Origin of the sequence: Nonlabens sp. YIK11 (genome assembly GCF_001413925.1) — a bacterium.
Taxonomy (GTDB): domain Bacteria; phylum Bacteroidota; class Bacteroidia; order Flavobacteriales; family Flavobacteriaceae; genus Nonlabens.
In genome coordinates, this window is record NZ_LBMJ01000001.1 from 1,527,516 (window position 1) to 1,552,159 (window position 24,644).

Genomic DNA, 24,644 nt, shown 5'->3' on the forward strand with positions numbered 1-24,644 from the left:
ATTGATCATGAAATTTATTAGTACCACACCTAACGAAGAACGTGTAAGCTTTAAAACAGCCGTACTCAATGGCTTGACTCAAAATGGTGCCCTTTATTTTCCAGAGGAGATTCCGCAATTACCATCCAGCTTTTTTGAGAACATAGAAAACCTTTCTGATCACGAGATAGCCTTTACCGCATTACAACCTTACGTACAAGAAAACCTTTCTGATGCTGATTTGAAATGGATCATTGAAGATGCCATCAATTTTCCGACGCCGGTCAAGCATATTAGAGAAGCCACTTACGTTTTGGAACTCTTCCACGGCCCAACGGAATCCTTTAAAGACGTAGGTGCTCGATTCATGTCTCGTTGCTTATCTAAATTTGAAAAGAGTAGCGATAAAGAGATTACCATTTTGGTAGCGACTTCTGGAGATACAGGCAGCGCTGTGGCCAGCGGTTTCTATGATGTGGAAGGTGTGAATGTAAAAATACTCTTCCCCAAGGATAAGGTAAGTCCTTATCAAGAACGTCAAATGACCAGTTTAGGGAAAAACATCAAGGCCATTGAAGTGGACGGTACTTTTGATGATTGCCAGCGCATGGTGAAGCAGGCTTTTAATGACCACAAGTTGCGCGAGCAAGTAGAATTAACCAGCGCCAACTCCATTAACCTTGCTAGGTTATTGCCACAAATGATCTATTATTTCTTGGCTTACAAACAGATCAAAAAAGAGCTCAAGGATAAATCTTTAGTAGTTTCCATACCATCAGGAAATTTAGGGAACGCCTCTGCTGGCATACTAGCTAAGCATATGGGATTGCCCATCAAACGATTCATCGCAGCGCACAATGCTAACGATACCTTTACCGATTATCTCAAAACTGGTGAATACAAATCCAAACCATCGGTGCTTACCTTTTCCAACGCTATGGATGTTGGGAATCCTAGTAATTATGAACGACTGGCTTACTTGTATGGAAGAAATCTAGGAGCAATGTCTGAGGACATCTCCGCTGCTTCCATCACCGATGAGGAAACCGTACAAGAGATGAAGGACACGATTCGGGAAACAGGTTATTTACTGGATCCTCATGGTGCGGTTGGTAAACTGGCTTTGGAGCGCAGCCTCAAGGAAGACGAATTAGGCATCTTTGTAGAAACCGCACATCCCAACAAGTTCCAAGACATTATTGTCAAAGCCGTTCCTGATCACGTCCTTACCGAAACCTCGCTGGATGGTTTTCACAAACTGAGTATGGATAATGATTACAACCAGTTAAGAGATATTTTGCTAAGCTAATTTAAGCAGCCTTTTAGATCGCATTAAAAAAATTCTTAGGCACATATAGGTAGCAACAATTATAAGGCAGTTGACGTATTGGTTTTTTTAATGAGGTGAGATAATTTTCAAACATCATTAAATCATCAATCATGAAAAACGCAATACTCTTATTATTCTTGTTTATAATCTCTCAATTACCAGCTCAAAATACTCCAGAAGCATTGGTAGAGACTTTTTTTAAGGAACAGGCTTCCAAGGGTCCTGAAGTGGCACTCACCAACTTGTATTCCAATAATGAATGGGCCATTGACAATGCTGAAAGCATCAGTATACTTAAGAAAAAACTAGTCACTGCCGAAAATGTTTTGGGTAAAATGCATGGTCATGCACTATTGGGAGAAAAAAAGCTTAACGATTACTTTGTGATCTATACTTATACGGCGCTTTACGATTTGCAACCCATGAGATTTACGTTTCAGTTTTATAAGCCTAAAGATCGTTGGAAAACCTTTGCCTTTTCCTTTGATGAGAATCTCGATGACGAATTGGAAGCTTCCTTAAAGCTGGCGCCTCTGGCAGATCAATAGTCATAACCCAAAAGTTTCAATACAAATAAAGGTCTTGGATTTTCTAAGACCTTTTTTCTTCCCATAGGTAGCGGTGACTAGGAGTTTCGCCTCAAGTGCGGCATAAACTTCTCGTCCCTTGTTTCATATCGCCTTAGAAAAGTAAGTAAATTAAAAAAGATACTAGATTTCTCTAAGACCTTTTCGGGTGCCTGCCTGCCGGCAGGCAGGGAAGACGGGACTTACCGCTCTACAGCGGCATAATTTTCTCGTCCCTTGTTTCATAACACCTTAAAAAAGTAAATAAATTAAAAAAGGTCCTAGATTTCTCTAAGACCTTTTCGGGTGGAAGACGGGACTCGAACCCGCGACTTCCGGCACCACAAACCAGCGCTCTAACCAACTGAGCTACAACCACCATATCAATGTGAGTTTTTTTAAAGTGGATCTCAAGAATTCAACCACTAGCTGTTAAGCGGATGCAAATTTAATGCATTTCTGAAAATGACAAATAGTTTTAGCAGATTTATATCAAATCAAAGATAGAATCCACTGCTGGGTAGCGTTCCACCATAAAACCTTCTGCATGGTCTGTCCCTATAAGCCTACCTAAATTGGCAGCTCTATATCGTATGGATTCAAAGAAATTATTACTGCTTATGGGTGTTGACGGCTCATTACTTTCAGGATCAAAGAACTGTGATTTGTAGGCCTTGACACTATCAATTTTAGTTTCCATAAAACCAGAGATGTCAATAACAATGTCTGGATCCATGTCTTGCCATTGGATGTAATGATACACCTGTTTAGGTCTCCATGCCTCTTGCTGTTGACCTTCCAACTGGGTTTCAATTTTGCGTAAACCCGATAAAAAACAGCTCACGCTGGTCAATTCTGATCCACGAGCGTGATCTGGATGCCTATCTCTTATGGCATTACATATCACGACTTCTGGTTGGTACTTTCTAATGATCTTGACAATCTTTAACTGGTGTGCCTTGTCATTGGTGAAAAAACCATCGGCAAAAGCTAGATTTTCTCTTACGGTAACGCCCAAAACCTTCGCAGCATCTGCGGCTTCTTGATCCCGTATTTCTGGGGTTCCTCGAGTTCCCAGTTCACCTCTTGTTAGATCTAGAATCCCAATCTTTTTTCCTCTGGATGCTTCTTTGGCCAGAACACCGGCACAGCTCAATTCAATATCATCAGGATGTGATCCTACAGCGAGTATATCTAATTTCATCAAATTTATCTTTTTCGGCTTTTTTCAAGAGCCTGTTCCAGGTCGTCTACCAGAATGTTGAGTTCTTCAATACCAACGGAAAATCGTAACAATCGGTCGCTTATTCCTTGCTGTGCGCGCTCTTCTGCCGTCATGAGGCTGTGCGAGGTCAACGCTGGAGATAGGATGGTAGATTCCACGCCGGCAAGACTTAAGGCTGGTTTAATGACCTTTAATTCTTCCAGGAAATCGTTGTGGTCAACATGTGATTTCAATTCAAAAGACATCATGCCGCCATAGGCGTACATCTGTTTTTTGGCGATGTGGTAATTGGGGTGCGACTTCAATCCAGGATAGTTTACCTTTTTCATGTCTGGATGCTTCTCTAGAAAGCGTGCCAGTTTTAGCGCAGTTTTGGACTGCTGCTTTACCCGCAAGGCCAATGTTTTGATACTGCGCTCCAGTAGATGCACGGTGACATCACTTAAACTACCACCATAATTTTTTGCGGTTTTCCATAAATGCTCCATGTGTTTCTGCGTACCGCTAACGGTTCCCGCGCAAATGTCGCTGTGGCCGCCTAGATATTTGGTCGCGCTGTGAATCACCAGGTCAATACCTAAACTTGCAGGATTTTGGTTGATAGGCGAGGCAAACGTGTTGTCGATAGCGGTGATTAGGGAGTTCGCTTTCGCGAAAGCGGAAACCTTTTCAATATCTGTAATCTCCAATAATGGATTGCTAGGCGTCTCGATGTACAACATCTTGGTATTGTCCTGGAGCGCTTGTTTCATTGTGTCCTCATTGATGTGCTCCAGCATGGTGTAGGTGATTCCCACATGCTCAAATTCTGCCGCAGCAAAATGTGAAGTACCGCCATAAATCGCACGCTGCATGATCACATGGTCGCCAGATTTGAGAAAGGCCATAAATACCGCACTAATCGCCGCCATACCACTACCAAAAATCAAGGAAGCCTCAGTCTGCTCCAACGCAGAGATCTTTTGAGCCAGCGCCACCTGATTAGGCGTGTTAAAGTATCGTGGATACAGATTTGTTCCAGGACCGCGATAATCATAGGTGGTTGAGGTATAGATGGGCGCCGTGGCGCCACCATAAATCGTATCCTTGAGTTCGCCCGCGTGGACGCAGGTATAATTGATATTACGTTTATTCTTCATAGTGGTATTGTGATAGGCAAAGCTAGCGCATTTTACAAAATGAATAGTCGACTTGTCATTTACTCTGCTTATGGCTCAATATAGGAAGCTTGCACCGATCCTAAGAATATTGAGGACCAGAATATTGACTTTCTTATTTAATTAACAAGAGATCGCAGCTGCCAAAATTATATTTGAACAAAACACAATCATGAAAAATATAATGGGATTCTTACTGATGCTGGTATTATTCAGCGCATGTAAGGAAAAGGAAAAAACTACCGTGGAAACCGCAGACAATCAAATGGAACAGCAGGATGCCGCTACTGAAACGGCTGTGACACCAGAGATTGAAATCATGCCTATCTCTCACGCCTCTTTTGTCATGAAATGGGGTGACAAAGTAATTTACCTAGATCCTGTTGGAGGAGCCAGTGCATATGAAGGCATGCGGGCAGCAGATATGATCTTGATCACTCATACTCACGGCGATCATATGGATCCAGCTACGTTAAAAGCGGTCATGAATGACAATGCCAAATTATTTACGCCACAAGCAGTGGCAGATAAATTAGGAGCTGATTTTAATCCAACTGTTTTGAATAATGGTGATTCAGAAGCTGTAGGTGGTATTACAGTAAATGCCGTTGCGATGTACAACATCACTGAAGGCCGTCTCAATAATCATCCAGAAGGAGTTGGGAACGGATATGTGATCGAGAGCGATGGATACAGAGTATATGTTTCTGGAGATACAGAAGGTACTCCAGAGATGAGAAGCCTTGAAAATATTGATAAGGCATTTGTTTGTATGAATCTACCGTACACCATGGACGTAGAACAAGCAGCAGATGCGGTTCTTGATTTTGCGCCGGCAGAAGTGATTCCTTACCATTACCGTGGTAAAGATGGACTTCATGACATTGATAAGTTCAAATCACTTGTAAACAAAGGAAATGCAGATATCGAAGTAACTTTCATGGATTGGTATCCAGAAAGAAATTAGGCCTCAGAGTGTTTAAATCTGAACAAAACCGTTTCGTTTCACGAAGCGGTTTTTTTATGCTTTAAAATTCGTGACATAGTTCGCTTTCGCGAAAGCGAATTACCAAGAAAACGTCTCATGCAAATAGCGTCCTGGAACTACCGTAACTAGATGCGTAAACATCAAAACGTTTAGAAAAGAATCTTGATAAGGTAAAGCGATGATCATCAGTGGTTATTTGTCTAAATATCAGAATTTTATCAATACCAAATAAAAAATGCCTGTTGCAATCGCAACAGGCATTTTTGAATCTATATTTAAAAAGGAATTACCCAATAATCGCGTTGAGCGTTTTACTAGGTCGCATTGCTGCTTCTTCCTTAGCTGGATCTGGTAAGTAATAACCACCTATGTCCATAGCTTTCCCTTGTACTTCTATTAGTTCTTGCGTGATCTTTTCTTCATTATCTGCAAGATCCTGAGCAAGCTTGCTGAAGTGTTTCGCAAGATCTTCATCCTTGGTTTGGTTAGCAAGTTCTTGAGCCCAGTAAAGAGCCAAGTAATAGTGCGAACCGCGATTGTCCAATTCATTCACCTTACGAGAAGGCGATTTTTTATTAGTCAGGAATTTCTCAGTGGCCTTGTCCAGACCATCAGCGATGATCTGTGCCTTCTCATTATTGTATTTTTCAGCGGTATGCTCTAGAGAAACGGCTAGTGCTAAGAACTCACCTAATGAATCCCAACGTAAGTGGTTTTCCTTTTCAAACTGTTGCACGTGCTTAGGAGCAGATCCACCAGCACCAGTTTCAAACAATCCGCCACCATTCATCAATGGAACGATGGAAAGCATCTTTGCACTTGTCCCAACTTCTAGGATAGGGAACAGGTCAGTGTTATAATCACGCAAAACGTTTCCAGTTACAGAGATGGTATCCTTACCATCTTTCATACGTTGTAACGTACGTTTAGTGGCTTCAACTGGTGAAGCGATGGTAATATCCAATCCTTCTGTATCATGATCTTTGAGATACTTGTTCACTTTCTTTATGGTTTCGGCATCGTGTGCGCGATTTTCATCCAGCCAGAAAATAGCAGGATCTCCAGTAGCTCTTGCTCTTGAAACCGCAAGCTTTACCCAATCCTGAATAGGTGCATCCTTAGTTTGACATGCTCTCCAGATATCTCCAGCTTCTACGTTGTGTTCCATCAAAACATTTCCATCTGCATCCACTACTTGAACTTTTCCAGCTTTAGGAAGTTCAAAGGTTTTATCGTGAGAACCGTATTCTTCGGCTTTTTGAGCCATCAACCCTACGTTAGGAACCGTTCCCATCGTACGTGGATCAAAAGCGCCGTGCTCTCTACAAAAATCAATAGTTGCCGCATAGATCCCAGCATAAGAGCTATCAGGAATGACGGCTTTAGTGTCTTGGGATTCTCCATCCTTATTCCACATCTGGCCAGAATTTCTAATCATGGCAGGCATGGAAGCGTCAATAATCACGTCACTAGGTACGTGTAAGTTGGTGATACCGTTATCAGAATTGACCATGGCGAGATCTGGACGATACTCCATCACACGTCTCAACTCATCTTGAATGGCATCTTTCTTATCGTCTGGTAATTCATGTAATTTGCCCAATAGATCGCCTAAACCGTTGTTTACGTCAACGCCTACTTTTTCTAGTGCATCACCGTACTTGTCAAATACGGATTTGAAAAAAGTGCGCACGGCATGACCAAAAATAATGGGATCAGAAACCTTCATCATGGTCGCTTTCATATGCAGTGAGAAAAGAACGTCCTTTTCACGAGCGTCCACCATTTGATCTTCTAGGAAATCTAATAATGCATCTTTACTCATAAAAGTCGCATCGATGATCTCACCAGCCTTAAGAGCTAGACCTTCTTTCAATAGGTGTTTTTCGCCATCGGTATCAATCAACTGTATGTTTACAGTTGTTGCCTTGTCCACAGTGACACTTTTCTCATTGTGAGCAAAGTCTCCCTGGTCCATAGTAGAAACATGAGACTTAGAATCCTTGCTCCATGCGCCCATACTATGCGGATTGTTCTTTGCATATTGCTTCACTGGCTTCGGAGCGCGACGATCAGAGTTACCTTCGCGTAAAACTGGATTTACAGCGCTACCTTTCACGCTGTCATAGCGCTTTTTAATATCTTTTTGCTCAGCTGTTGTGGCTTCTTCTGGATAATCTGGTAGATCATAACCTTTAGCTCTCAATTCTTTGATCGCATCATTCAATTGTGGGACAGAGGCACTAATGTTGGGTAACTTGATTACATTGGCTTCTTCCTTGGTAACCAGCTCACCTAATTCTGCTAGAGCGTCTGGCACTTTTTTGTCGCCCAATCGATCTGGAAAAACAGCCAGGATTCGAGCTGCAAGAGAGATATTTTTGGTCTCTATTTCTATTCCAGCAGGCTCAATGAATTTTTGAACTATAGGTAAAAACGATGCCGTAGCGAGCGCTGGTGCTTCATCGGTTTTGGTGTATATGATCTTAGGATTTTGGGTGGACATGTATGTACTTGTTTTAATAAAAATTAATGTGAAACGCACGCTATAGGTGCGGCCTACAAATATAATAGGTAAGAATCTGTTTTTAGGTGGTTTTTGCTTAGGCTTAGCACTTTTACCGTGAGATTCAATGGGTTTTTTGGTAAATCCTTGAAGATTCAATCGAGCAGGCTTGTGGAGCGCTGCTGCACATTCAAAATTTTGATAAACTAGATGGATACATCAAACTAAAATGGTCTGGAATTGTAGGGTTGATGAATCGTTCGCTTTCCTATCCGTAGTTTGTCAGAAAGGAAAGCGATACCAATCAAAATATCGAGACATAAAAAAACCGCTTCTTGAAAGAAGCGGTTTTAAAGGGAAATGATAGGGTAGATTATTTTCTACGAGCCTCTTTGATACGGGCTTTCTTACCAGTAAGTTCTCTAAAGTAGAAGATACGTTTTCTACGTACGCTACCTGCTTTGTTCAATTCAATCTTCTGGATTGCTGGAAGGTTCATAGGGAAGATGCGCTCAACACCAACGTTACCACTCATTTTACGAATGGTGAATGTCTTAGTGGCTCCAGAACCTCTTACCTGTAGCACTACACCACGGAAGAACTGCGTACGGCTCTTTTCACCTTCTTTAATTTCATAGAATACCGTAATGGTATCTCCAGCTCCAAATTTTGGAAATTCTTTCTTTGTGATAAACTCGTCCTGAACGAATTTTACTAAATCAGTCATCTTGATAGATTAATGTGTTAGGTAAACAAACAACATGCACGATTATCGTCAGAGGTTATTTTTTACGAGGCGCAAAAATAGGATTATTAAATAATTATACCAAAAAAATCAAATAAAAATGATCTTGCTATTGTACGATCAGTTTCTTGACAAAGTTGGATTGATCTGTATTCACACGCAAAAAGTAAATTCCTGATGCTAATGAAGATACATCAAACACTTGGGTCTGATTGTTAAGGCTGCGTTTGGATTCAAAAACACGCTTGCCCAATGAGTTGATGATAACCACGTTCACAGACTCACTACGCACATGCTCAAATGACAATTTGAGGGTGCCATCCTTAATAGGATTTGCCAGCAACGTCATTTTTTCTGGCTTTTGGACCAACTGGAAATGTACCGTCGTGGGCTGTTCTAAAGGTATTGCGTTAGATGAAAAACCCATCACGCCTAAAAGAAAAGAGAGTATAAGTATTTTCATAAGTGTCTAATTGCGTGTAAAATTACAATTATTTTGTTATTTGTCGATATTAATCATCAGTTAAAAGATCGGGACGTCGTTCTTTTGTTCTTTTAAAGGCTTGTTCTTCTCGCCATTCATCAATTTTAGGCAAATTACCGCTCAATAAAATCTCAGGAACCTTGGCACCTTTATATTCTGCTGGTCTGGTGTATACTGGTGGCGCCAGTAATCCATCCTGAAAGCTGTCCGTTAATGCACTGGTCTCATCGCTTATCACATTGGGAATCAGTCTTATCACCGCGTCACATAATACGGCAGCACCCAACTCGCCACCACTCAATACATAATCGCCTATGGAAATTTCCTTCGTCACATATAAGTCTCGCACACGTTGATCAACTCCTTTATAATGTCCACATAATATGATGATGTTCTCTTTTAATGACAACTGGTTGGCAATGCCTTGATTCAAGGTTTCACCATCAGGTGTCATGTATATGATCTCGTCATACTCGCGATCTGCACTCAACTCTGTAATCATTTTATCAATAGGCTCAATCATCATGACCATGCCGGCACCACCGCCATATTGATAGTCATCTACCTGATTGTACTTGTTCAATCCGTACCTGCGCAGGTCGTGCATGTGCACTTCCACGATTCCTTTTTCAACGGCGCGCTTCAATATAGACGCTTCAAAAGGACTTTGGATTAATTCTGGCAGTACGGTAATGATGTCTATTCTCAAAATAAATAACTTTGGGACAAAAGTACTTCTTCTAAAAACATGCCGTAATGCAAGAAGCTTCGTTTTTTATTGGAATATATCTTTTTACATTAGTTTAAACACTGTTTAGAATTTGATGAATATATCGCTTTCGCGAAAGCGTAACTAATCTACCACCATATGCAAACTACTAAACCCTTGAACGATAACTATCTGAATCTACTGCGCATCCTGTACATTGTGAAGGCCTGCTTTAACTTTTTAGGGATGTTCTTTTTTATAGGATATGCCTTTATGGGCACCTTTTTTAAAGCGATGGTGAATACGTTTCCAAACCCGGATCAAAATGAAGCGCATTTTCCAGAGGCCATGCATTGGATTTTTGTAACCGTAGGAACTATAGGAGCTGTAGTTCTTTTGACTTTTGGGATTTTGACGCTTATCGCAGCCTCAAAAATCAACTCAAGGCAAGGCTACAATTTCATTTTTGTAGTTGGTATCCTCAACTGCTTTACCGGGATGCTGGGTATTGCTTTGGGTGTTTTTACAATTATTGAACTGAGTAAACCTCAAGTCAAGGCGTTGTTCCAGCCTCAAACTAAAACGCCCATAGGTTTTTAAGCGTTACTTTTTTTGACGATATCCTTCATGATCTTGATGTGGTGATGCGTGTGGATCTTTAGGAATTTGATCGTTTCCTTTTTATTCAATGACCCAAATAATGGATGACGCATAAAAGCCTTTTCATCCAGATCCCTAATGGAATTCACCTGATGGAATGCGCGATCCAATCGCACCTTAATAGGATCTTTATCTAGCTCACCTTCTTCTGGCAACACGTTTTTAGGAGCTTTTCCCTTGCCGCGAGGCATCCAGCCGGTATTCATAATCACGAACTTGAGCAAGGAAGATTTAGGTTTAAAGTCCTCTGGCTTAGACTGGCGCATCATTTCTGGAACACCTTCCAGGATGCGTAAACTGTGATCAACGTGCCAGTAAACCCCTTTAGCCGAAACATTGGGCGCCACCAGATTTCCTTTTTCAAGATAAGTTTCAAGTTGATCAAATTGTTTTTGCAAAGGATTTTTCATGGTTGTGGATTCTGTTGCTAATGTACTGTTTTCACTATAATCTGCTTGCCATTAAAGGTGACTTGATCACCAGCAGATCTTCCTTTGAGTAAAATGCCTAAGGGTGATTGGAGACTTAAAACAAAAACCTCTCGTTCGTTGAGGTCCAGCTTTCCTAGAGCAACGCTTATGTAAAACCAACCTGTCGATAATTCTACTAGAGAACCTTGGTCAATCTTTTGGTGCGTGACCGTTGGATCGATGGATTTGAGCAATTGAAGTTTTGACGCGGTGTCCATGTGCTGGCGTCGGTATAAATCTTCCTGATTCTGGATCATTGCCATACCCGTTTCATATTTATCGCCGGCACTGCTTTTTGTTTCGTTGCTTTTGGCTTCCATCAGTTGATCCATACTGGATTGTATGGTATCCAGCTGCTGTTGCACTATTTCTAGGCATTTGTTATGAATGGCAGTTTTAAATTGAATCCAGCTTGCCTCGTCCATCTATTGCTGTTGCAGTACAAAGTCCAGTGTGTGAATCACGCCATTGAAAGCAGTAATATTGGTCGCTACAAGATTGACGGTATTTCCCGAGCCGTCAATGATTGAAATACCGCTAGTCGTATTTACGGTATAAGTTCCTGATCCTAAAGGATCAATCGTCGCGCCATTTTCAAAGGCATCCTGGCGCAATGCCTGACTACCTAAAACATGATACGACAGTTTGTCGTCAAAATTATTCTGGTCCAGCACGTCTTGAATGTTCTCAAATTGATCATTAGGGTCTGAAGCTATGAACGCAGCAAAAGCTGGATCACTAGGTGCAAAAAGCGTAAATGGAGCAGATGCATCGTCATTATCGTCCAGGACGATACTTAAACCTACCTGATCCAAAGCCGTAGTGAGATTGGAAAAATTGGGATTGGAACTGATAAGCGTATAAATACTGGGTAAATCCAGCACATCATCAACGATGTGAACAATACCGTTGCTCACGCGATTATCGGGATCTGTCACCGTTGACTCATCATTGATACGCAAGGTGTTGTTCTCAACTTCTACAAATACATCGATCTGGGCATTGCCTACTTGCGCCAATGTTTTAAAATATTGGGAATTGAATTGACCAGTGGTTTTGATATCAGATTGAACATGATACAACAATATGGTTCTCAATAAATCCTCGGGCACTGCTTCGATACTACTGTAGCTATTGGCTGCAAGAAAGGTTGAAAAAGCCTGATTGGTAGGTGCAAAGATGGTTAAACTGCCTTCTTGATCTAGTGTAAAATCCAGTTGGGTGCGTTCCAGGGCTGCCACCATGCTAGTGTGATCTGGACTTTCTTCTAGAAAATCCAGTGCCGTTGGGCCGTTAATCACATTCATGTTATCATCGTCATCCACACAGGAAACCGCCAACACCAAAACACTCAAAAACAAAAACGAATTCAAAAACTTTTTCATAATACTACTCATAAACGTGCTGCAAAATAACGATTATGCAGCTAGCCTATTGCGTTCACGGTGTAAAACTCATTCAACTATTTCCATAGACAAAAAAATCGCCGGCATCAACAAATCAAATGCCGTCACATCGCGCATCATTGCGAACTGACGTATTTTTGCAGCATGGCAAAAGTAGTAGTAGGACTTTCTGGTGGAGTAGACTCAAGTGTCGCCGCGCATCTTTTAAAAGAGCAAGGTCATGAGGTGATCGGGCTTTTTATGAAGAACTGGCACGATGACACCGTTACCATCAGCGACGAGTGTCCATGGTTGGAAGATTCCAACGATGCGATGCTGGTGGCTGATAAGCTGGGAATACCGTTCCAAACCGTCGATTTGAGCGAGCAATACAAGAAACGCATCGTCAACTATATGTTTGACGAGTACGCACGCGGCCGCACGCCTAATCCTGATGTGCTGTGTAATCGCGAGATCAAGTTTGATGTTTTTATGGATATTGCCTTGGACCTTGGAGCAGACTTTGTTGCGACCGGTCACTACTGCCAGAAAACCACCACACAAGAAAACGGACAGACCGTTCATCATTTGATTTCTGGAGCTGACGCGGGCAAGGACCAGAGCTATTTTTTATGCCAAGTCTCGCAGGAGCAGCTTTCCAAAACCCTTTTCCCTATAGGACATCTTCAAAAAAGTGAAGTGCGCGAGATCGCTGCCGCACAAGGCTTGATTACTGCAGGCAAAAAGGACAGTCAAGGATTGTGCTTCATTGGTAAAGTACGACTACCTGATTTTTTACAGCAGCAACTCAAACCCAAAACTGGAAATATCGTAGAGATCCCAACGCATTTAAGCGTTTCCAGAATGTCAGAATTGAGCAGTGATGATGAGGTAGTTTCGCTTTCGCGAAAGCGAACTTATCAAGAATCTGATGGGATTCTTAAAGGTCAACATCAAGGAGCACACTACTTTACACGTGGCCAGCGCCGCGGCTTGAATGTAGGTGGCACTCCAGAGCCGTTGTTTGTCATTGAGACTGATGTGGATACCAATACCATTTATGTAGGTCAAGGAAAGGATCATGCCGGTTTGTATCGCCGCGGGCTCGTGATACAACCAGATGAAGTGCACTGGATTAGAACCGATTTGAAACTGAAAGTAGGCGAATCCATGGAAGTGATGGGTCGCATACGGTATCGTCAAAAGTTGGAGCCAGCCAAGCTGTACCAGCGAGAAGATGGACTTTATATGATTTTTGATGCGCCACAGAGTGCGATTTCACCAGGACAGTTTGCAGCTTGGTATGAAAATGGAGAGTGTTTGGGTTCTGGCGTAATTGCTTAACTTTCAGATATGAAATCTCTAGTCGTTTTAATGGTGATGCTTTTTACAGCATCGCTTTCTGCTCAAGAATTGCATGCACTGGTTTATTTTAAGGATAAGCCTAATGTGCAGGGTTCGCTGGAAAATCCGTCAACCATTCTTACGCAACGGGCATTGGATCGCAAGCAACGTCACGGCGTTGCCGTCGATGAGCGTGACGTTCCCATGAATCAGAATTATGTGAACACCGTTAAATCACAGCCAGGCATAGATTACCGTACTCAATCCAAATGGTTCAATGCCGTACATGTGGTGGCAACCTTTGAGAATTTGGAACTTCTTAAAAACTTGAGCTTTGTAGATCGAGTGGAATATGCAGACCAGTCCAAAAATGCGACTATCGGTCAACGGGAAAAATTCAATGAAGACATCACCTTACCTGCTAATTATGGCGCTGCCACTAATCAGATTGAAATGATAGGATTGGATGATTTGCACAACCGCGGATTCACCGGCGATGGAATTCTAATGGCCATAACTGATAGTGGTTTCCCAAATGTAGATATCAATAGAGCTTTTGAGACCGCTAGATCAGAAAATAGAATTGTAGGTGGCTACGACTTTGTAGCTGGTGACGCTAGTTTTTATGGCGATCATTTTCACGGCGCACGAGTCTTTAGCATTATCGCCGGGCAAATCAATACAGCGACTGATAATTATATAGGCACCGCTCCAGATGCCAGCTACTACCTATTTAGAACTGAAGACGCCGCCAGTGAAACTCCAGTCGAAATGAGTTACTGGGTCGCCGCAGCAGAGCGCGCCGATTCTTTAGGCGTTGATGTCATGAACGTCTCGTTGGGATATCTGGGATTTGATAACCCCAATGAAAGCTTTACGTATCAAGATATGAATGGTTCTTCCGTGATTTCTCGCGGCGCGACCATAGCAAGTGAAAAAGGAGTGCTGGTCATGACCAGTGCGGGAAATTTTGGGAATAGTGCCAGCTATCCATGGATTGCTGCACCAGCAGATGCTCCAGGTGTGTTTGCGATAGGCGCTGTAACCGCAAGTGGTACAAAATCCAGTTTTTCCAGTATAGGTCCAACGGTCGATGGACGCATACGTCCAAACGTAGTCGCTCAAGGATCTGCCACCGCACTAGTTCATGAGAATGACGGTCAGATTGTGACGGGAAATGGTACCAGTTACAGTGGTCCAGTCATCGCTGGTGCGATGGCGTGCTTACTGCAGGCTTATCCCAATTTGACGCTAGCACAGCTCATTCAAGCCGTTCAGGATTCAGGATCTCAAGCCACAAGTCCAGACAACCAGTTAGGTTACGGTATTCCAGATTTCGGCAAGACCTTTCAAACCTTGTCCAGCCAGCCAGTTACCACCATGGATGATTTGAAATATTACATTAAGGACCGTGTTTTATACGTCTATATCGCTCAAGGCGAAAGCGCAATTCCTTTCCAACTCTACAACCTTCAAGGTCAATTGTTGATTGATAAAAACATCCTGCCACAGGATACCGTAGATTTAAACGGATTCTCAAGCGGGATCTACCTTTTTATATGTAATGAGAAAGCGTTTAAGATTGCTTTGAACTAGAACAATACTTATGAAAAATCATATCAAAATATTTACCAGCGATTCCATAACCGTACGCCGCATGGCAGACGTTTTGGAAAACAACAACATCTCGGTAATCATCAAAGATGAAACTGAGTCCGGTAGATTAGCAGGCTTTGGAGTACCTGATAATAGCGTCGAACTCTTTGTTTCACAAGAAGATGCACAGAAAGCACAAGAATTGATCGCATCAGTATCCTAATTCAAGATCATTTTATAGATCTTGCGAGAAAGAATTCTAATTGATGAGCAATAAAATCACTCAACTTTTTCAAATCAAATATCCCATTGTTCAAGGTGGTATGGTCTGGGCAAGCGGTTGGAAGCTGGCCAGTGCCGTTAGCAATGCTGGTGGTTTAGGCCTGATAGGTGCTGGATCGATGTATCCAGATGTGCTGCGCGAACACATTCAAAAAACTAAGAAAGCCACAAACAAACCTTACGGTGTGAATGTGCCTTTACTTTACTCTGATCTAGATGAGATTCTAGAAATTATCAAAGAGGAAAAAGTACCTATTGTGTTCACTAGTGCTGGTAATCCTAAAAGCTATACTCCACAATTAAAAGAAGCTGGAATTACAGTAGTTCACGTGGTAAGTTCCGTGAAATTTGCCTTGAAATCTCAAGAAGCTGGTGTCGATGCCGTCGTAGCAGAAGGTTTTGAAGCTGGTGGTCATAATGGACGCGAAGAATCCACGACCTTAACCTTGATACCACAAGTTGCAAAAGCTATTGATATTCCCTTAATGGCAGCTGGTGGAATTGCTACTGGTAGAGCCATGCTGGCGGCAATGACCTTGGGCGCTGATGGCGTTCAAGTAGGTAGTAGGTTTGTCTGTACTCCAGAAGCCAGCAGTCATATCAATTTCAAAAAGGCGATTGTAGAAGCAAGTGAAGGTGATACCCACTTGACCTTAAAGGAATTGGCGCCCGTACGATTGATGCGCAACAAATTCTGGAATCAGGTGCAGGAATTATATCAGCAATCGCCAACTAAGGAAGATTTGACCCAATTGCTGGGAAGAGCCAGAGCAAAAAAAGGCATGTTTGAAGGTGATCTCGATAATGGTGAGTTAGAAATAGGTCAAGTATCTGGATTGATTGATGACATCATTCCTGCGGCCCAAGTCGTTGAAGACATGGTCGCAGAATATGAAGCGGCCCGCAAAGAAATGACGGAAAAATCCTTGTATGCCTAGAGCACAAACGGCTCTGGAAGAGCGCTGGAACGTCATCACTCATGGATTTGGATTTATCGTATTTGCATGCGCTAGTGTTTTTCTATTGCAATTAGCATTTTCAAGTGCTGCACCTCATGCACTGCTTGCGATCATTATATATGGTGTGTCACAATTATTTTTATACGCAGCATCCAGCTCATATCATTATGCCAAGCCAGAAAAAATTAAGTGGACCTTGCGCAAGATGGATCACATCTCTATTTATTTCTCCATTGCAGGAACGTACACACCTGTTTGCTTGATCAGTCTGGAGCAGAGTAGTGGATGGCTCATTCTGGCAGCAGTTTGGGGCGTTGCTCTGTTTGGAACAATTTGGAAACTTTTCTTTACTGGTAAGTTTGAAGCTTTCTCGAGCATATTATATCTGGTGATGGGTTGGATGGTAGTTTTGGATCTGGAATCCTTGCAAGCTGCCTTTAGCGCACAGCAGATGATGTGGCTTATTGCTGGAGGCATTTTCTTCTCGGTTGGAATTGTTTTTTACGCTTGGAACAAGCTATACTTCAACCACGTCATTTGGCACTTTTTTGTTTTAGGCGGTAGCTTGAGTCACTTGATGATGGTGTGGCTCATTTTGAAATAGAACTGATGCATGCATCGCTTTCGCGAAAGCGAAATACTAAATCATAAAAGCCAGTCCGGCACCAGCCAGCATGACAATCATTTTGGCAAGATTGAATTGGTGCCCATCACTGGATTCCAGAATCAATGTGGTAGAAACGTGTAAAACGATCCCAGCTACTAATGCCTTGATAGGTAGCATGTAAGCGTCAGCGAAATCTGCGTACTGTGCAATAATACTTCCCAACGGAGACATGATCGCAAAAATGGAAATGACCAAAAGTATTTTAGTAACTGAAGCCTTATTAGCAATCAGGAATCCTGTAAAAATGAAGGCGATAGGTATTTTGTGAATCGCTACACCATACGTCATACCATTAGCTTCTTGCAGCGGCATACCTTCCAGAAAGGCATGTAAACAGAGGCTTACAAATAACGCGATGGGAAATTTAGGAACATCATGATGTATGTGAAGGTGACCATGTTCAGCTCCTTTTGAGAAAAACTCTAGAATGATCTGTACAAAAACACCTGCGATAAGATAGATGCCAAAAGTTACATCACCAGATTCATAAATCTCTGGAAGAAATTCTGTGGCAACGGCGCTCAATAAAAACGCTCCAGAAAATGCCAGCAACAACTTCATGCGCTGCCTAGAAACTTCTTTAAATATAAATGCCGTTGCGCTGCCTATTACGACAGCGAGGAATGGCAACCACAAATTCATCATGATGCTTTTGCTATTTGAAAGACCAAAATAAGACGGTCACTGGTTTTCTTATTAAACGGCTCTAATTGATAATCTCCATAAGTAGCGACCAGTTGCAGTCCAGCGGTAGCAAAATAGGATTTAAAATCCTCTAAGGTCAATGCCTGAACGCGCTCTGTAAAATGAAATTTATTTCCATCTTCCTCAAAACGTATCTCTTTATAGATATGGCTGCCCTCAAACCTGCGAGACTGTTTGAAGGTGATTCCCTTTTCGGTTTTTTCGTCATAGGGAACTAGATTTTCAATCACTTTATGCGAGTTGAAAAAATCAATCACACCATAACCATCGAGTTTCAAACTTTGTTTGATGGCCTGTATGGTCTTGAGATTGTCATCTGGGTTGTCAAAATAGCCAAAACTGGTAAACAGATTGAAGATGGCGTCAAACTTCTCTGGGTACGGTTGGGTCATGTTGTGCACCGCAAATTGTATGCGGTCCAGTTGGACTTTTCCGGTTCCTAATTCGCCTAGTTCTAGATTTCCAGACTTGATGTGGTCTAGTTTCGCTTTCGCGAAAGCGATACTACTCTCACTCAAATCCACACCGGTAACGCGGTAACCCAATCGGTTTAAAAAGATGCTATGGCGGCCACGGCCACAAGCCAGGTCCAGGATGTGAGCCTGTTGGTCCAGCTCCAGACGTTGCGTGAGGCGCTTCATGAAATGACCGGCCTCAATATAATCACGATCCCTGTAGAGGATGTGGTAATAAGGCGTGTCGAACCAACTGGAATACCATGTAGTCTGGTCGTTTGTCTCGCTCATAGGCGGCAAAAATACCTTAATTTTGCGGCTCAAAACCGTATCGCATGTCGCAAAATTTTAAGATGATTGCCAAAACCCTTTTTGGCCTTGAAGAAGTCCTGGAAACCGAACTTAGAAATCTAGGTGCGATGGATATCGAGAAAGGTGTGAGAATGGTGAGTTTTTCAGGCGATCAAGGTTTTATGTATAAAGCCAATATGATGTTGCGCACGGCCATCAGGATCCTTAAACCTATTCATAGTTTTAGAGCGCGAACTGAGGTAGACCTCTATGATGGCATCTATCAAATGGATTGGTCAAAATACCTGACGCCGCACGATACGCTGGCGGTCAACGCCACGGTTTCTTCTCAGTACTTTAACCACAGTCAATACGTTGCTCTTAAGACCAAAGATGCGATTGTGGATCAATTGCGCGAGAAACACGGTCGGCGTCCAGATGTGGATACCAAGCATCCAGACTTGCGCATCTCTGTCCATATCAACGACCAAACGGTTGATGTATCGCTAGACACGAGTGGAGATCCATTATATAAAAGAGGTTACCGCGACCAGACTAATGTGGCGCCGATCAATGAGGTGCTCGCTGCTGGAATAATTCTGCTTAGTAATTGGGACCAGCGCTCGACTTTTATTGATCCCATGTGTGGTAGCGGAACGATAGCTATAGAAGCGGCAATGATAGGTGCTAACATCGCGCCCAATATCAATAGAAAGGAATTTGGTTTTGAAAAATGGCCAGATTATGACAATCAATTGTTTGAAAATATTCAAGCCAGCTGTTTGAAAAAGATGCGTGGCTTTGACGGTAAAATCATCGCTCGCGATGCTGATGGCTACACGGTAGAAAAGGCCATTGAAAATGTCAAGAATGCCAACCTTCAAGACTTTGTAAGCGTCGAGAAAGGAGACTTTTTTAGGGATTCACAAAGTGCTCAGGCTTTTTTATTGTTCAATCCACCATATGATGAGCGGTTAGAGATTGATATGGAGGCGTTCTATAAAGAAATAGGTGATACCTTGAAAAGCAGGTATGCGGGCAGCACGGCATGGATGATTACTGGTAATTTGGAAGCCTTGAAACACGTAGGCTTGAAAGCATCGCGCAGGATCAAGCTTTTTAATGGTAAATTGGAAGCGCGACTGGTTAAATATGAAATGTATCGCGGTTCAAAAAAAGCCAGTAAACAGGATCAATAGGAGTGTATATTTGCAGTCCGCATTATTTAAAAAACATTAGATATGGCAATGAATAAGAACGGAGTTCTAGGATGGGCAACCCTAATCATGATCATTATAGGTGTTGGACTTATTGCACTGGGCGCTTTTAGATATAGAGAAGTGGCAGGATATGGTTTTGCCGCAGTAGGTATAGGATTTTTTGCGATCGCTTGGGTATTCAATGCATTGAAGGGTCGCGTTTAAATGAAACGGGAAATCAAAATCAAAAACCTGAACAGTAAGAAGTATTTGAGCATTACTTATGCTGCTACTGCCTTATTTATCATTGCGTTTTTATGTTGGTTTCTGGATGCACCGGTTGTTTACGCCTATATCGCTGCCGGTTTGGCTATCACACTTTTTGCTTATTTGAGCATGGATAGTTTTACGACTTCAAATGCAGTTTCTTATGGTTCTAAAAGTGTGACCATGAAACTGCTGGGACACAAAACCATAGGATTTCTGTTTGCTGATGTCAAGCAAGTACGCCTTCAAGATCTGGGATTATTAATACGAGTTGAAGGGTTGGAGGATATTAAGCTTTCGCGAAAGCGGTACACAGATCAATCCCTAGAACAATTACATACCATTTTTAAAGAAAAAACTTCATTACAATGAGTGACGATAAACAAGTAATATTCTCCATGTCAGGTCTTTCAAAGACCTACCAAAGTACCGGTAAACAGGTGCTTAAAAACATCTACCTAAGCTTTTTCTACGGCGCAAAAATCGGGATTTTAGGTCTCAATGGTTCTGGTAAATCCACGCTGTTGAAGATCATTGCAGGGAAAGAAAAAAACTACCACGGAGATATCAATTTCTTACCAGGATACCGTGTAGGTTACCTAGAGCAGGAACCAGAACTAGACGAGTCCAAAACGGTTATGGAAATCGTCAAGGAAGGCGTCGCCGAAACGGTTGCGATTCTGGACGAATACAATAAAATTAACGACGATTTTGGCCTGGAAGAGAACTACTCTGATGCAGACAAGATGGAGAAGTTGATGAACCGTCAGGCAGAATTGCAAGATAAGATTGATGCCGTTAATGCCTGGGAATTGGACACTAAACTTGAAATCGCGATGGATGCACTGCGCACGCCGCCAGGTGATGCGAGCATCAAGAATCTTTCTGGTGGTGAAAAGCGTCGCGTGGCTTTATGTCGATTATTGCTACAAGAACCAGAAATTCTATTGCTGGATGAGCCTACCAACCACCTGGATGCAGAATCTGTTTTATGGTTGGAACAACACCTTGCTCAATATAAGGGAACCGTTATCGCTGTAACTCACGATAGATATTTCCTTGATAATGTTGCGGGATGGATTCTAGAACTGGATCGTGGTGAAGGGATTCCGTGGAAAGGAAACTATTCCAGCTGGTTGGAGCAAAAAAGCGACCGTCTTGCCAAAGAAGAAAAAACAGAGTCCAAGCGCCGTAAGACCCTACAACGCGAGTTGGATTGGGTTCGTCAAGGAGCCAAAGGTCGCCAGACTAAACAAAAGGCACGTTTGAATAACTATGACAAGCTCTTGAACGAGGATCAAAAAGCCAAAGAAGAAAAGCTGGAAATCTACATACCCAATGGACCACGATTGGGAACTAATGTAATCGAGGCTAATGGCGTGAGTAAGGCATTTGGCGATAAGCTGTTGTATGAAGATCTTAATTTTGTACTGCCACAAAACGGTATTGTAGGAATCATAGGCCCCAATGGTGCTGGTAAAACGACCATTTTCAAAATGATTATGGATGAGGTAGAACCCGACAAAGGTTCTTTCAAAGTGGGCGAAACGGTCAAACTAGCCTATGTAGATCAAACACACAGCAATATAGATCAGGACAAATCCATCTGGGAGAATTTTGCAGATGGCCAGGATATGGTGATGATGGGTGGCAAGATGGTAAACTCTAGAGCGTACTTGAGTCGTTTCAACTTCTCAGGTTCTGAGCAAAATAAGAAAGTGTCAACGCTTTCTGGTGGTGAGCGCAACAGGCTGCACCTTGCAATGACTCTTAAGGAAGAAGGAAACGTGCTGCTTCTCGATGAGCCGACCAATGATTTGGATGTGAATACCTTACGTGCACTAGAAGAAGGACTAGAAAACTTTGCGGGTTGTGCGGTGATCATATCTCACGATAGATGGTTCCTTGATAGGGTTTGTACACATATTATTGCGTTTGAAGGTGACTCTCAGGTCTATTCGTTTGAAGGTAGCTTTACAGAATATGAAGAAAACAAGAGAAAGCGATTGGGTGACGTAACTCCTAAGAGAATTAGATATAAAAAGTTGATAAGAGATTAAGTTTTCTTATTACGACACTTATAGCTCCCATCAGGTAATTATTCTCGATGGGAGTTTTTTTATCTTTTGTTTAATCTTTGCGTTAATCTAGGCGCTTCACAATTAACAGTTTTAAAGGTTTCTTTTAACTTCTAATAGAGGCAAGAAATACCCTACATGGGGTATTTTTCCATCGTGTAAGTAGGGTTACCTTTGACCCGTTGAATCGCAATAGATGATAAGAAATTTACTATCCTTAAAAATTCAGTTAGCTCAGAGTAGGATCTCGGTTCAAGATGCTAAAGGTCTAGGTATAGTCTCATTTCTGGCTTACCTAAATGTGAAAGTAGAAAGTTCAAGACATTCTGCTAGCAAATCAAAATATCCACATCAACTTCCAGGAGTCGTTTCAAAACAGGAATTAAGTGAATTAGTGTTTGCCATCAATGACTTCATTCATTTATTGAAACTCGATGTGACCAACTCAAAATCGCTAGAACGTTTTATCCAAGTTGATCAATGTTTGAGGTTTGAAACTTCTGCAGCTTCAACGGTTTCTCAAGATCTGTTGGACAAAATAAGTCTGATTGAAAACGCTGCAAACAAATACTTTAGCGAATTTAGAAGCCATTTTAGCGATAGAATTTGTGCCGTACAATCGATGACTATCATTCGTAATGGGGAACGCACCTATGGATTGGAGGCTAAGGATTTGGTAAAGACTTCTTCAATCTTGGAAATTTTATCTCACCTGACTTTAAACACCAGCGGACTCAAACGCCCAAAACAGCTTCATTCCAGTCCTGTAAGCCAGTCGGTTTTGTATAAAAGCGCTGTTTGAATATATTGAAACAGTAAAGGGAATTCACTCTGGAAAGCTACTGGCGACTCAAAGAAATACTCCGTGAGTACTGCCATAAATTCGTACTGATTGGTGAACGCATAGTCTCTGAAAAATTGAGAATGCTCCAATCTGTTCCGTATTTCTCGATCTTTTAATGCCATTAGTAAAAGATGATGGTATTTATGATATCTCAAGGCATCTATGTGTTGCGAGCGTTCGCTCTCAATATGAATCACATGAGTAAATTCATGCAGCGCTAGATGGAAGTTATCGTCTTCTACCTGTATTCCCGCCAGCACATCAGGCCAAGATAAGGCCAGTACTTTTGCTCTGGGATTGAACTCACCTTTGTGTAAAACTTGGTTCGCAGCGCTTTCAAAAGGAGTGTCAAAAATCAAAATAGTCTCCAGATTATCCATCATGTAATTACGCCTACCGAAGGTGAGCATTACAGCAATACTGGCTATCGTGACCTTTTGATGATCCTGCACCGGTTTCCCATAACGATGCTTAAAAATTTTATCAGCTATGAAACAGGCAACACGGTGTTCAAACTGTTTTTGATACTTGGGCGAGAGTTTTTTATAAAAGGAGAATTCTTGAAGAGTTCGCTTTCGCGAAAGCGATAACCTTCTCCAGTTTGCTACTTGTCTATACCATAGAAAATCGTTTCGATTTTGCAGGTATCTCAAGATTAGATGAATGATCGCAGCTAGCAGTATGAGGCCAACGAGAGCATAGCCATAAGGCGCCAACCACTGCTGCGTGTCACTTGGAATTAGGATTTTCGGCAAATTAATCGTTTGACATGAAGATGCTCAAGATGTACCAGAATAATAGCATTAATGAAGCAAAAAGCCCAAGTGATGCACCTACATATTGATCTGTAGAATATTTGTGGACCAATTGCGAAGTTTGATATAAGATCGTTCCAGCGGCTAAAACAATCATCCCAGCACTAAAGAACAGTCCCAGATTAAATCCAAAAATCATCCCAGCAACGATCGCACCTACGGCTATCAAAAAGCCTATCGCAAGAATGCTGCGTAGGAATGAAAAGTCTTTTTTGGTGATCAATACCACGGCGCTTAATCCGGTAAATAGGGCTAGTGTCATGATCGCAGCTTGACTCAAGACTGAACTATCATTCTGATTATACATGACCGCGATAGCCAATAAGGGCACAAAAATGATCGCCTCAGCTAGAACAAATAGGAAAAGCGCTAGATATTGCTTGGTTTTATCATGTGTGGTATGCGCCAGTTTTTCAGCATAATTGGTCGCAAACATAAAAGCGCCTAAAACCAGTAACCATTTCCATCCTTGAGTAAGTGACAACATAAGATCCACTAGCGGATTGATGCGTAGCAATACTGTTTCAATAACGATAAACAATAAAGTAGCAAGAGCCACGTGGCCATAGGTCTTACGATAAAAAGCAGCTCGGGTATCGTCCGTAACCTCAATCAAAGGCTGATATGTCGTTGGGTTTTTATATTCGGTAGTTTCCATGTTTTTTAATTTGAGTTTGCTGTTACTGACTTTAGAAGAAAACGTTTAATGGATTGTTTTACTTCTATAGCAGTCAATGTAACAAAGATATTTAATAAATTTATAGACGTATCCATTAGGCATTGCGATAAAAGCTAAGAAAATCTCAAAAGTTTTAATCTTAAACTCTTTTATTGACTCAATGATTACATTGTTGTGGGTTTCAATAATAGTGCCTAACAGGACCTAGTTAAATTGAACTTTATAGATGCTTCAATTATTCGACTGGTTCCGTCAGCTT

Annotated in this window: 27 protein-coding genes and 1 tRNA gene; 14 read left to right on the top strand and 14 right to left on the bottom strand. The window is 41.9% G+C overall.

Features of this window, described 5'->3' with window-relative positions:
* Window positions 1-7 precede the first annotated feature (7 nt).
* Both thrC and AAU57_RS06880 read left to right on the top strand, forming a co-directional pair.
* Entirely contained in the window at window positions 8-1,288 is a 1,281-nt protein-coding gene (thrC, locus tag AAU57_RS06875; protein WP_055412208.1) for a threonine synthase, read from the top strand.
* Window positions 1,289-1,419: 131 nt separating this feature from the next.
* Window positions 1,420-1,857, top strand: a complete 438-nt coding sequence (locus AAU57_RS06880; protein ID WP_055412209.1) for a hypothetical protein — start codon at window positions 1,420-1,422, stop codon at window positions 1,855-1,857.
* A 322-nt stretch (window positions 1,858-2,179) separates the two neighbouring features.
* On the opposite strand, the gene AAU57_RS06885 is transcribed toward AAU57_RS06880, so the two are convergent.
* The 3 genes from AAU57_RS06885 to AAU57_RS06895 all read right to left on the bottom strand — a co-directional run bounded on the left by AAU57_RS06885 (window position 2,180) and on the right by AAU57_RS06895 (window position 4,239).
* Window positions 2,180-2,255: transfer RNA gene (locus AAU57_RS06885), tRNA-His, on the bottom strand.
* 107 nt (window positions 2,256-2,362) lie between these two features.
* Window positions 2,363-3,079: a bacillithiol biosynthesis deacetylase BshB1 gene (bshB1, locus tag AAU57_RS06890; RefSeq protein WP_055412210.1), complete on the bottom strand. Its 717-nt coding sequence runs from the start codon at window positions 3,077-3,079 to the stop codon at window positions 2,363-2,365.
* A 5-nt stretch (window positions 3,080-3,084) separates the two neighbouring features.
* The gene (locus AAU57_RS06895) at window positions 3,085-4,239 is read right to left on the bottom strand and encodes a trans-sulfuration enzyme family protein (protein ID WP_055412211.1); all 1,155 of its coding nucleotides are present in this window, start codon (window positions 4,237-4,239) and stop codon (window positions 3,085-3,087) included.
* 190 nt (window positions 4,240-4,429) lie between these two features.
* Between AAU57_RS06895 and AAU57_RS06900 the strand changes: the two genes are divergently transcribed.
* Complete coding sequence (locus AAU57_RS06900) at window positions 4,430-5,224, top strand: MBL fold metallo-hydrolase (RefSeq protein WP_055412212.1); 795 nt, start codon at window positions 4,430-4,432, stop codon at window positions 5,222-5,224.
* A gap of 307 nt (window positions 5,225-5,531) precedes the next feature.
* Here AAU57_RS06900 and AAU57_RS06905 read toward each other — a convergent pair whose 3' ends face one another.
* The 4 genes from AAU57_RS06905 to trmD all read right to left on the bottom strand — a co-directional run bounded on the left by AAU57_RS06905 (window position 5,532) and on the right by trmD (window position 9,689).
* On the bottom strand, window positions 5,532-7,751 hold the full coding sequence (locus tag AAU57_RS06905; protein WP_055413701.1) for an NADP-dependent isocitrate dehydrogenase: 2,220 nt from the start codon (window positions 7,749-7,751) through the stop codon (window positions 5,532-5,534).
* 373 nt (window positions 7,752-8,124) lie between these two features.
* A complete protein-coding gene (gene rplS, locus AAU57_RS06910) occupies window positions 8,125-8,478 on the bottom strand; it encodes a 50S ribosomal protein L19 (protein WP_055412213.1) in 354 nt (117 codons plus the stop codon).
* 127 nt (window positions 8,479-8,605) lie between these two features.
* A complete protein-coding gene (locus AAU57_RS06915) occupies window positions 8,606-8,959 on the bottom strand; it encodes a T9SS type A sorting domain-containing protein (RefSeq protein ID WP_055412214.1) in 354 nt (117 codons plus the stop codon).
* A gap of 49 nt (window positions 8,960-9,008) precedes the next feature.
* Window positions 9,009-9,689, bottom strand: a complete 681-nt coding sequence (trmD, locus tag AAU57_RS06920) for a tRNA (guanosine(37)-N1)-methyltransferase TrmD (protein ID WP_055412215.1) — start codon at window positions 9,687-9,689, stop codon at window positions 9,009-9,011.
* A gap of 159 nt (window positions 9,690-9,848) precedes the next feature.
* Here trmD and AAU57_RS06925 point away from each other — a divergent pair, with 159 nt between their 5' ends.
* Window positions 9,849-10,289 (top strand): hypothetical protein, encoded by a 441-nt coding sequence (locus AAU57_RS06925; protein WP_055412216.1) that lies wholly within the window; start codon window positions 9,849-9,851, stop codon window positions 10,287-10,289.
* Here AAU57_RS06925 and AAU57_RS06930 read toward each other — a convergent pair.
* The 3 genes from AAU57_RS06930 to AAU57_RS06940 are packed head-to-tail and all read right to left on the bottom strand — an operon-like array spanning window position 10,286 to window position 12,204.
* The gene (locus AAU57_RS06930; protein ID WP_055412217.1) at window positions 10,286-10,759 is read right to left on the bottom strand and encodes a DUF1569 domain-containing protein; all 474 of its coding nucleotides are present in this window, start codon (window positions 10,757-10,759) and stop codon (window positions 10,286-10,288) included. The genes AAU57_RS06925 and AAU57_RS06930 overlap by 4 nt on opposite strands.
* Before the next feature lie 17 nt (window positions 10,760-10,776).
* Window positions 10,777-11,244 carry a hypothetical protein gene (locus tag AAU57_RS06935; RefSeq protein ID WP_055412218.1) on the bottom strand — a complete coding sequence of 156 codons (468 nt, stop codon included), beginning with the start codon at window positions 11,242-11,244 and terminating at the stop codon, window positions 10,777-10,779.
* Window positions 11,245-12,204, bottom strand: a complete 960-nt coding sequence (locus AAU57_RS06940; RefSeq protein ID WP_055412219.1) for a fasciclin domain-containing protein — start codon at window positions 12,202-12,204, stop codon at window positions 11,245-11,247.
* A gap of 165 nt (window positions 12,205-12,369) precedes the next feature.
* On the opposite strand from AAU57_RS06940, the gene mnmA reads away from it, so the two are divergent.
* From mnmA to trhA, 5 genes are read left to right on the top strand one after another with little or no spacing between them, the layout of a single operon-like run.
* Complete coding sequence (gene mnmA / locus AAU57_RS06945) at window positions 12,370-13,548, top strand: tRNA 2-thiouridine(34) synthase MnmA (protein WP_055412220.1); 1,179 nt, start codon at window positions 12,370-12,372, stop codon at window positions 13,546-13,548.
* A 9-nt stretch (window positions 13,549-13,557) separates the two neighbouring features.
* Window positions 13,558-15,144 (top strand): S8 family serine peptidase, encoded by a 1,587-nt coding sequence (locus AAU57_RS06950; protein WP_055412221.1) that lies wholly within the window; start codon window positions 13,558-13,560, stop codon window positions 15,142-15,144.
* Window positions 15,145-15,154: 10 nt separating this feature from the next.
* Entirely contained in the window at window positions 15,155-15,367 is a 213-nt protein-coding gene (locus AAU57_RS06955) for a DUF2007 domain-containing protein (protein ID WP_055412222.1), read from the top strand.
* Between the two features lie 43 nt (window positions 15,368-15,410).
* Window positions 15,411-16,364, top strand: coding sequence for an NAD(P)H-dependent flavin oxidoreductase (locus tag AAU57_RS06960; RefSeq protein WP_055412223.1), 954 nt, complete (start codon window positions 15,411-15,413; stop codon window positions 16,362-16,364).
* Window positions 16,357-16,989, top strand: a complete 633-nt coding sequence (trhA, locus tag AAU57_RS06965; RefSeq protein ID WP_055412224.1) for a PAQR family membrane homeostasis protein TrhA — start codon at window positions 16,357-16,359, stop codon at window positions 16,987-16,989. Before AAU57_RS06960 ends, trhA begins: the two co-directional genes overlap by 8 nt.
* Before the next feature lie 36 nt (window positions 16,990-17,025).
* Here the strand turns inward: trhA and AAU57_RS06970 are convergent, their stop codons facing one another.
* Window positions 17,026-17,697, bottom strand: coding sequence for a ZIP family metal transporter (locus AAU57_RS06970; RefSeq protein WP_231717782.1), 672 nt, complete (start codon window positions 17,695-17,697; stop codon window positions 17,026-17,028).
* Window positions 17,694-18,503, bottom strand: a complete 810-nt coding sequence (locus AAU57_RS06975) for a class I SAM-dependent methyltransferase (protein WP_055412225.1) — start codon at window positions 18,501-18,503, stop codon at window positions 17,694-17,696. The genes AAU57_RS06970 and AAU57_RS06975 overlap by 4 nt, the downstream gene beginning before the upstream one ends.
* Window positions 18,504-18,547: 44 nt before the next feature.
* Between AAU57_RS06975 and AAU57_RS06980 the strand changes: the two genes are divergently transcribed.
* From AAU57_RS06980 to AAU57_RS07000, 5 genes are all read left to right on the top strand, one after another.
* Window positions 18,548-19,702, top strand: coding sequence for a class I SAM-dependent RNA methyltransferase (locus AAU57_RS06980; RefSeq protein WP_055412226.1), 1,155 nt, complete (start codon window positions 18,548-18,550; stop codon window positions 19,700-19,702).
* A gap of 48 nt (window positions 19,703-19,750) precedes the next feature.
* Window positions 19,751-19,927 (top strand): CAL67264 family membrane protein, encoded by a 177-nt coding sequence (locus AAU57_RS06985; RefSeq protein WP_090756521.1) that lies wholly within the window; start codon window positions 19,751-19,753, stop codon window positions 19,925-19,927.
* Complete coding sequence (locus AAU57_RS06990; protein WP_055412228.1) at window positions 19,928-20,341, top strand: hypothetical protein; 414 nt, start codon at window positions 19,928-19,930, stop codon at window positions 20,339-20,341.
* Window positions 20,338-22,029 carry an energy-dependent translational throttle protein EttA gene (ettA, locus tag AAU57_RS06995; protein WP_055412229.1) on the top strand — a complete coding sequence of 564 codons (1,692 nt, stop codon included), beginning with the start codon at window positions 20,338-20,340 and terminating at the stop codon, window positions 22,027-22,029. Before AAU57_RS06990 ends, ettA begins: the two co-directional genes overlap by 4 nt.
* A gap of 214 nt (window positions 22,030-22,243) precedes the next feature.
* Window positions 22,244-22,849, top strand: a complete 606-nt coding sequence (locus AAU57_RS07000; protein ID WP_055412230.1) for a hypothetical protein — start codon at window positions 22,244-22,246, stop codon at window positions 22,847-22,849.
* Here AAU57_RS07000 and AAU57_RS07005 read toward each other — a convergent pair.
* The gene (locus tag AAU57_RS07005) at window positions 22,801-23,646 is read right to left on the bottom strand and encodes a zinc-dependent peptidase (protein ID WP_055412231.1); all 846 of its coding nucleotides are present in this window, start codon (window positions 23,644-23,646) and stop codon (window positions 22,801-22,803) included. The genes AAU57_RS07000 and AAU57_RS07005 overlap by 49 nt on opposite strands.
* 1 nt (window position 23,647) lies before the next feature.
* Window positions 23,648-24,364 (bottom strand): Bax inhibitor-1 family protein, encoded by a 717-nt coding sequence (locus AAU57_RS07010; RefSeq protein WP_055412232.1) that lies wholly within the window; start codon window positions 24,362-24,364, stop codon window positions 23,648-23,650.
* Window positions 24,365-24,644: the final 280 nt, after the last annotated feature.

What these genes read in the sequence shown, in the direction of transcription:
- AAU57_RS06930 (WP_055412217.1), bottom strand. Translation starts at nt 10,759, where the DNA reads ATGAAAAATCCTTTGCAAAAACAATTTGATCAACTTGAAACTTATCTT.
- AAU57_RS06985 (WP_090756521.1), top strand. Translation starts at nt 19,751, where the DNA reads ATGAATAAGAACGGAGTTCTAGGATGGGCAACCCTAATCATGATCATT.
- mnmA (WP_055412220.1), top strand. Translation starts at nt 12,370, where the DNA reads ATGGCAAAAGTAGTAGTAGGACTTTCTGGTGGAGTAGACTCAAGTGTC.
- AAU57_RS06960 (WP_055412223.1), top strand. Translation starts at nt 15,411, where the DNA reads ATGAGCAATAAAATCACTCAACTTTTTCAAATCAAATATCCCATTGTT.
- AAU57_RS07010 (WP_055412232.1), bottom strand. Translation starts at nt 24,364, where the DNA reads ATGGAAACTACCGAATATAAAAACCCAACGACATATCAGCCTTTGATT.
- bshB1 (WP_055412210.1), bottom strand. Translation starts at nt 3,079, where the DNA reads ATGAAATTAGATATACTCGCTGTAGGATCACATCCTGATGATATTGAA.
- ettA (WP_055412229.1), top strand. Translation starts at nt 20,338, where the DNA reads ATGAGTGACGATAAACAAGTAATATTCTCCATGTCAGGTCTTTCAAAG.
- AAU57_RS06935 (WP_055412218.1), bottom strand. Translation starts at nt 11,244, where the DNA reads ATGGACGAGGCAAGCTGGATTCAATTTAAAACTGCCATTCATAACAAA.
- AAU57_RS06950 (WP_055412221.1), top strand. Translation starts at nt 13,558, where the DNA reads ATGAAATCTCTAGTCGTTTTAATGGTGATGCTTTTTACAGCATCGCTT.
- rplS (WP_055412213.1), bottom strand. Translation starts at nt 8,478, where the DNA reads ATGACTGATTTAGTAAAATTCGTTCAGGACGAGTTTATCACAAAGAAA.
- AAU57_RS06905 (WP_055413701.1), bottom strand. Translation starts at nt 7,751, where the DNA reads ATGTCCACCCAAAATCCTAAGATCATATACACCAAAACCGATGAAGCA.
- AAU57_RS06990 (WP_055412228.1), top strand. Translation starts at nt 19,928, where the DNA reads ATGAAACGGGAAATCAAAATCAAAAACCTGAACAGTAAGAAGTATTTG.
- AAU57_RS06880 (WP_055412209.1), top strand. Translation starts at nt 1,420, where the DNA reads ATGAAAAACGCAATACTCTTATTATTCTTGTTTATAATCTCTCAATTA.
- AAU57_RS06900 (WP_055412212.1), top strand. Translation starts at nt 4,430, where the DNA reads ATGAAAAATATAATGGGATTCTTACTGATGCTGGTATTATTCAGCGCA.
- AAU57_RS07000 (WP_055412230.1), top strand. Translation starts at nt 22,244, where the DNA reads ATGATAAGAAATTTACTATCCTTAAAAATTCAGTTAGCTCAGAGTAGG.
- AAU57_RS06955 (WP_055412222.1), top strand. Translation starts at nt 15,155, where the DNA reads ATGAAAAATCATATCAAAATATTTACCAGCGATTCCATAACCGTACGC.
- AAU57_RS06895 (WP_055412211.1), bottom strand. Translation starts at nt 4,239, where the DNA reads ATGAAGAATAAACGTAATATCAATTATACCTGCGTCCACGCGGGCGAA.
- thrC (WP_055412208.1), top strand. Translation starts at nt 8, where the DNA reads ATGAAATTTATTAGTACCACACCTAACGAAGAACGTGTAAGCTTTAAA.
- AAU57_RS06940 (WP_055412219.1), bottom strand. Translation starts at nt 12,204, where the DNA reads ATGAAAAAGTTTTTGAATTCGTTTTTGTTTTTGAGTGTTTTGGTGTTG.
- AAU57_RS06975 (WP_055412225.1), bottom strand. Translation starts at nt 18,503, where the DNA reads ATGAGCGAGACAAACGACCAGACTACATGGTATTCCAGTTGGTTCGAC.
- AAU57_RS06915 (WP_055412214.1), bottom strand. Translation starts at nt 8,959, where the DNA reads ATGAAAATACTTATACTCTCTTTTCTTTTAGGCGTGATGGGTTTTTCA.
- AAU57_RS06970 (WP_231717782.1), bottom strand. Translation starts at nt 17,697, where the DNA reads ATGATGAATTTGTGGTTGCCATTCCTCGCTGTCGTAATAGGCAGCGCA.
- trhA (WP_055412224.1), top strand. Translation starts at nt 16,357, where the DNA reads ATGCCTAGAGCACAAACGGCTCTGGAAGAGCGCTGGAACGTCATCACT.
- AAU57_RS06980 (WP_055412226.1), top strand. Translation starts at nt 18,548, where the DNA reads ATGTCGCAAAATTTTAAGATGATTGCCAAAACCCTTTTTGGCCTTGAA.
- AAU57_RS06925 (WP_055412216.1), top strand. Translation starts at nt 9,849, where the DNA reads ATGCAAACTACTAAACCCTTGAACGATAACTATCTGAATCTACTGCGC.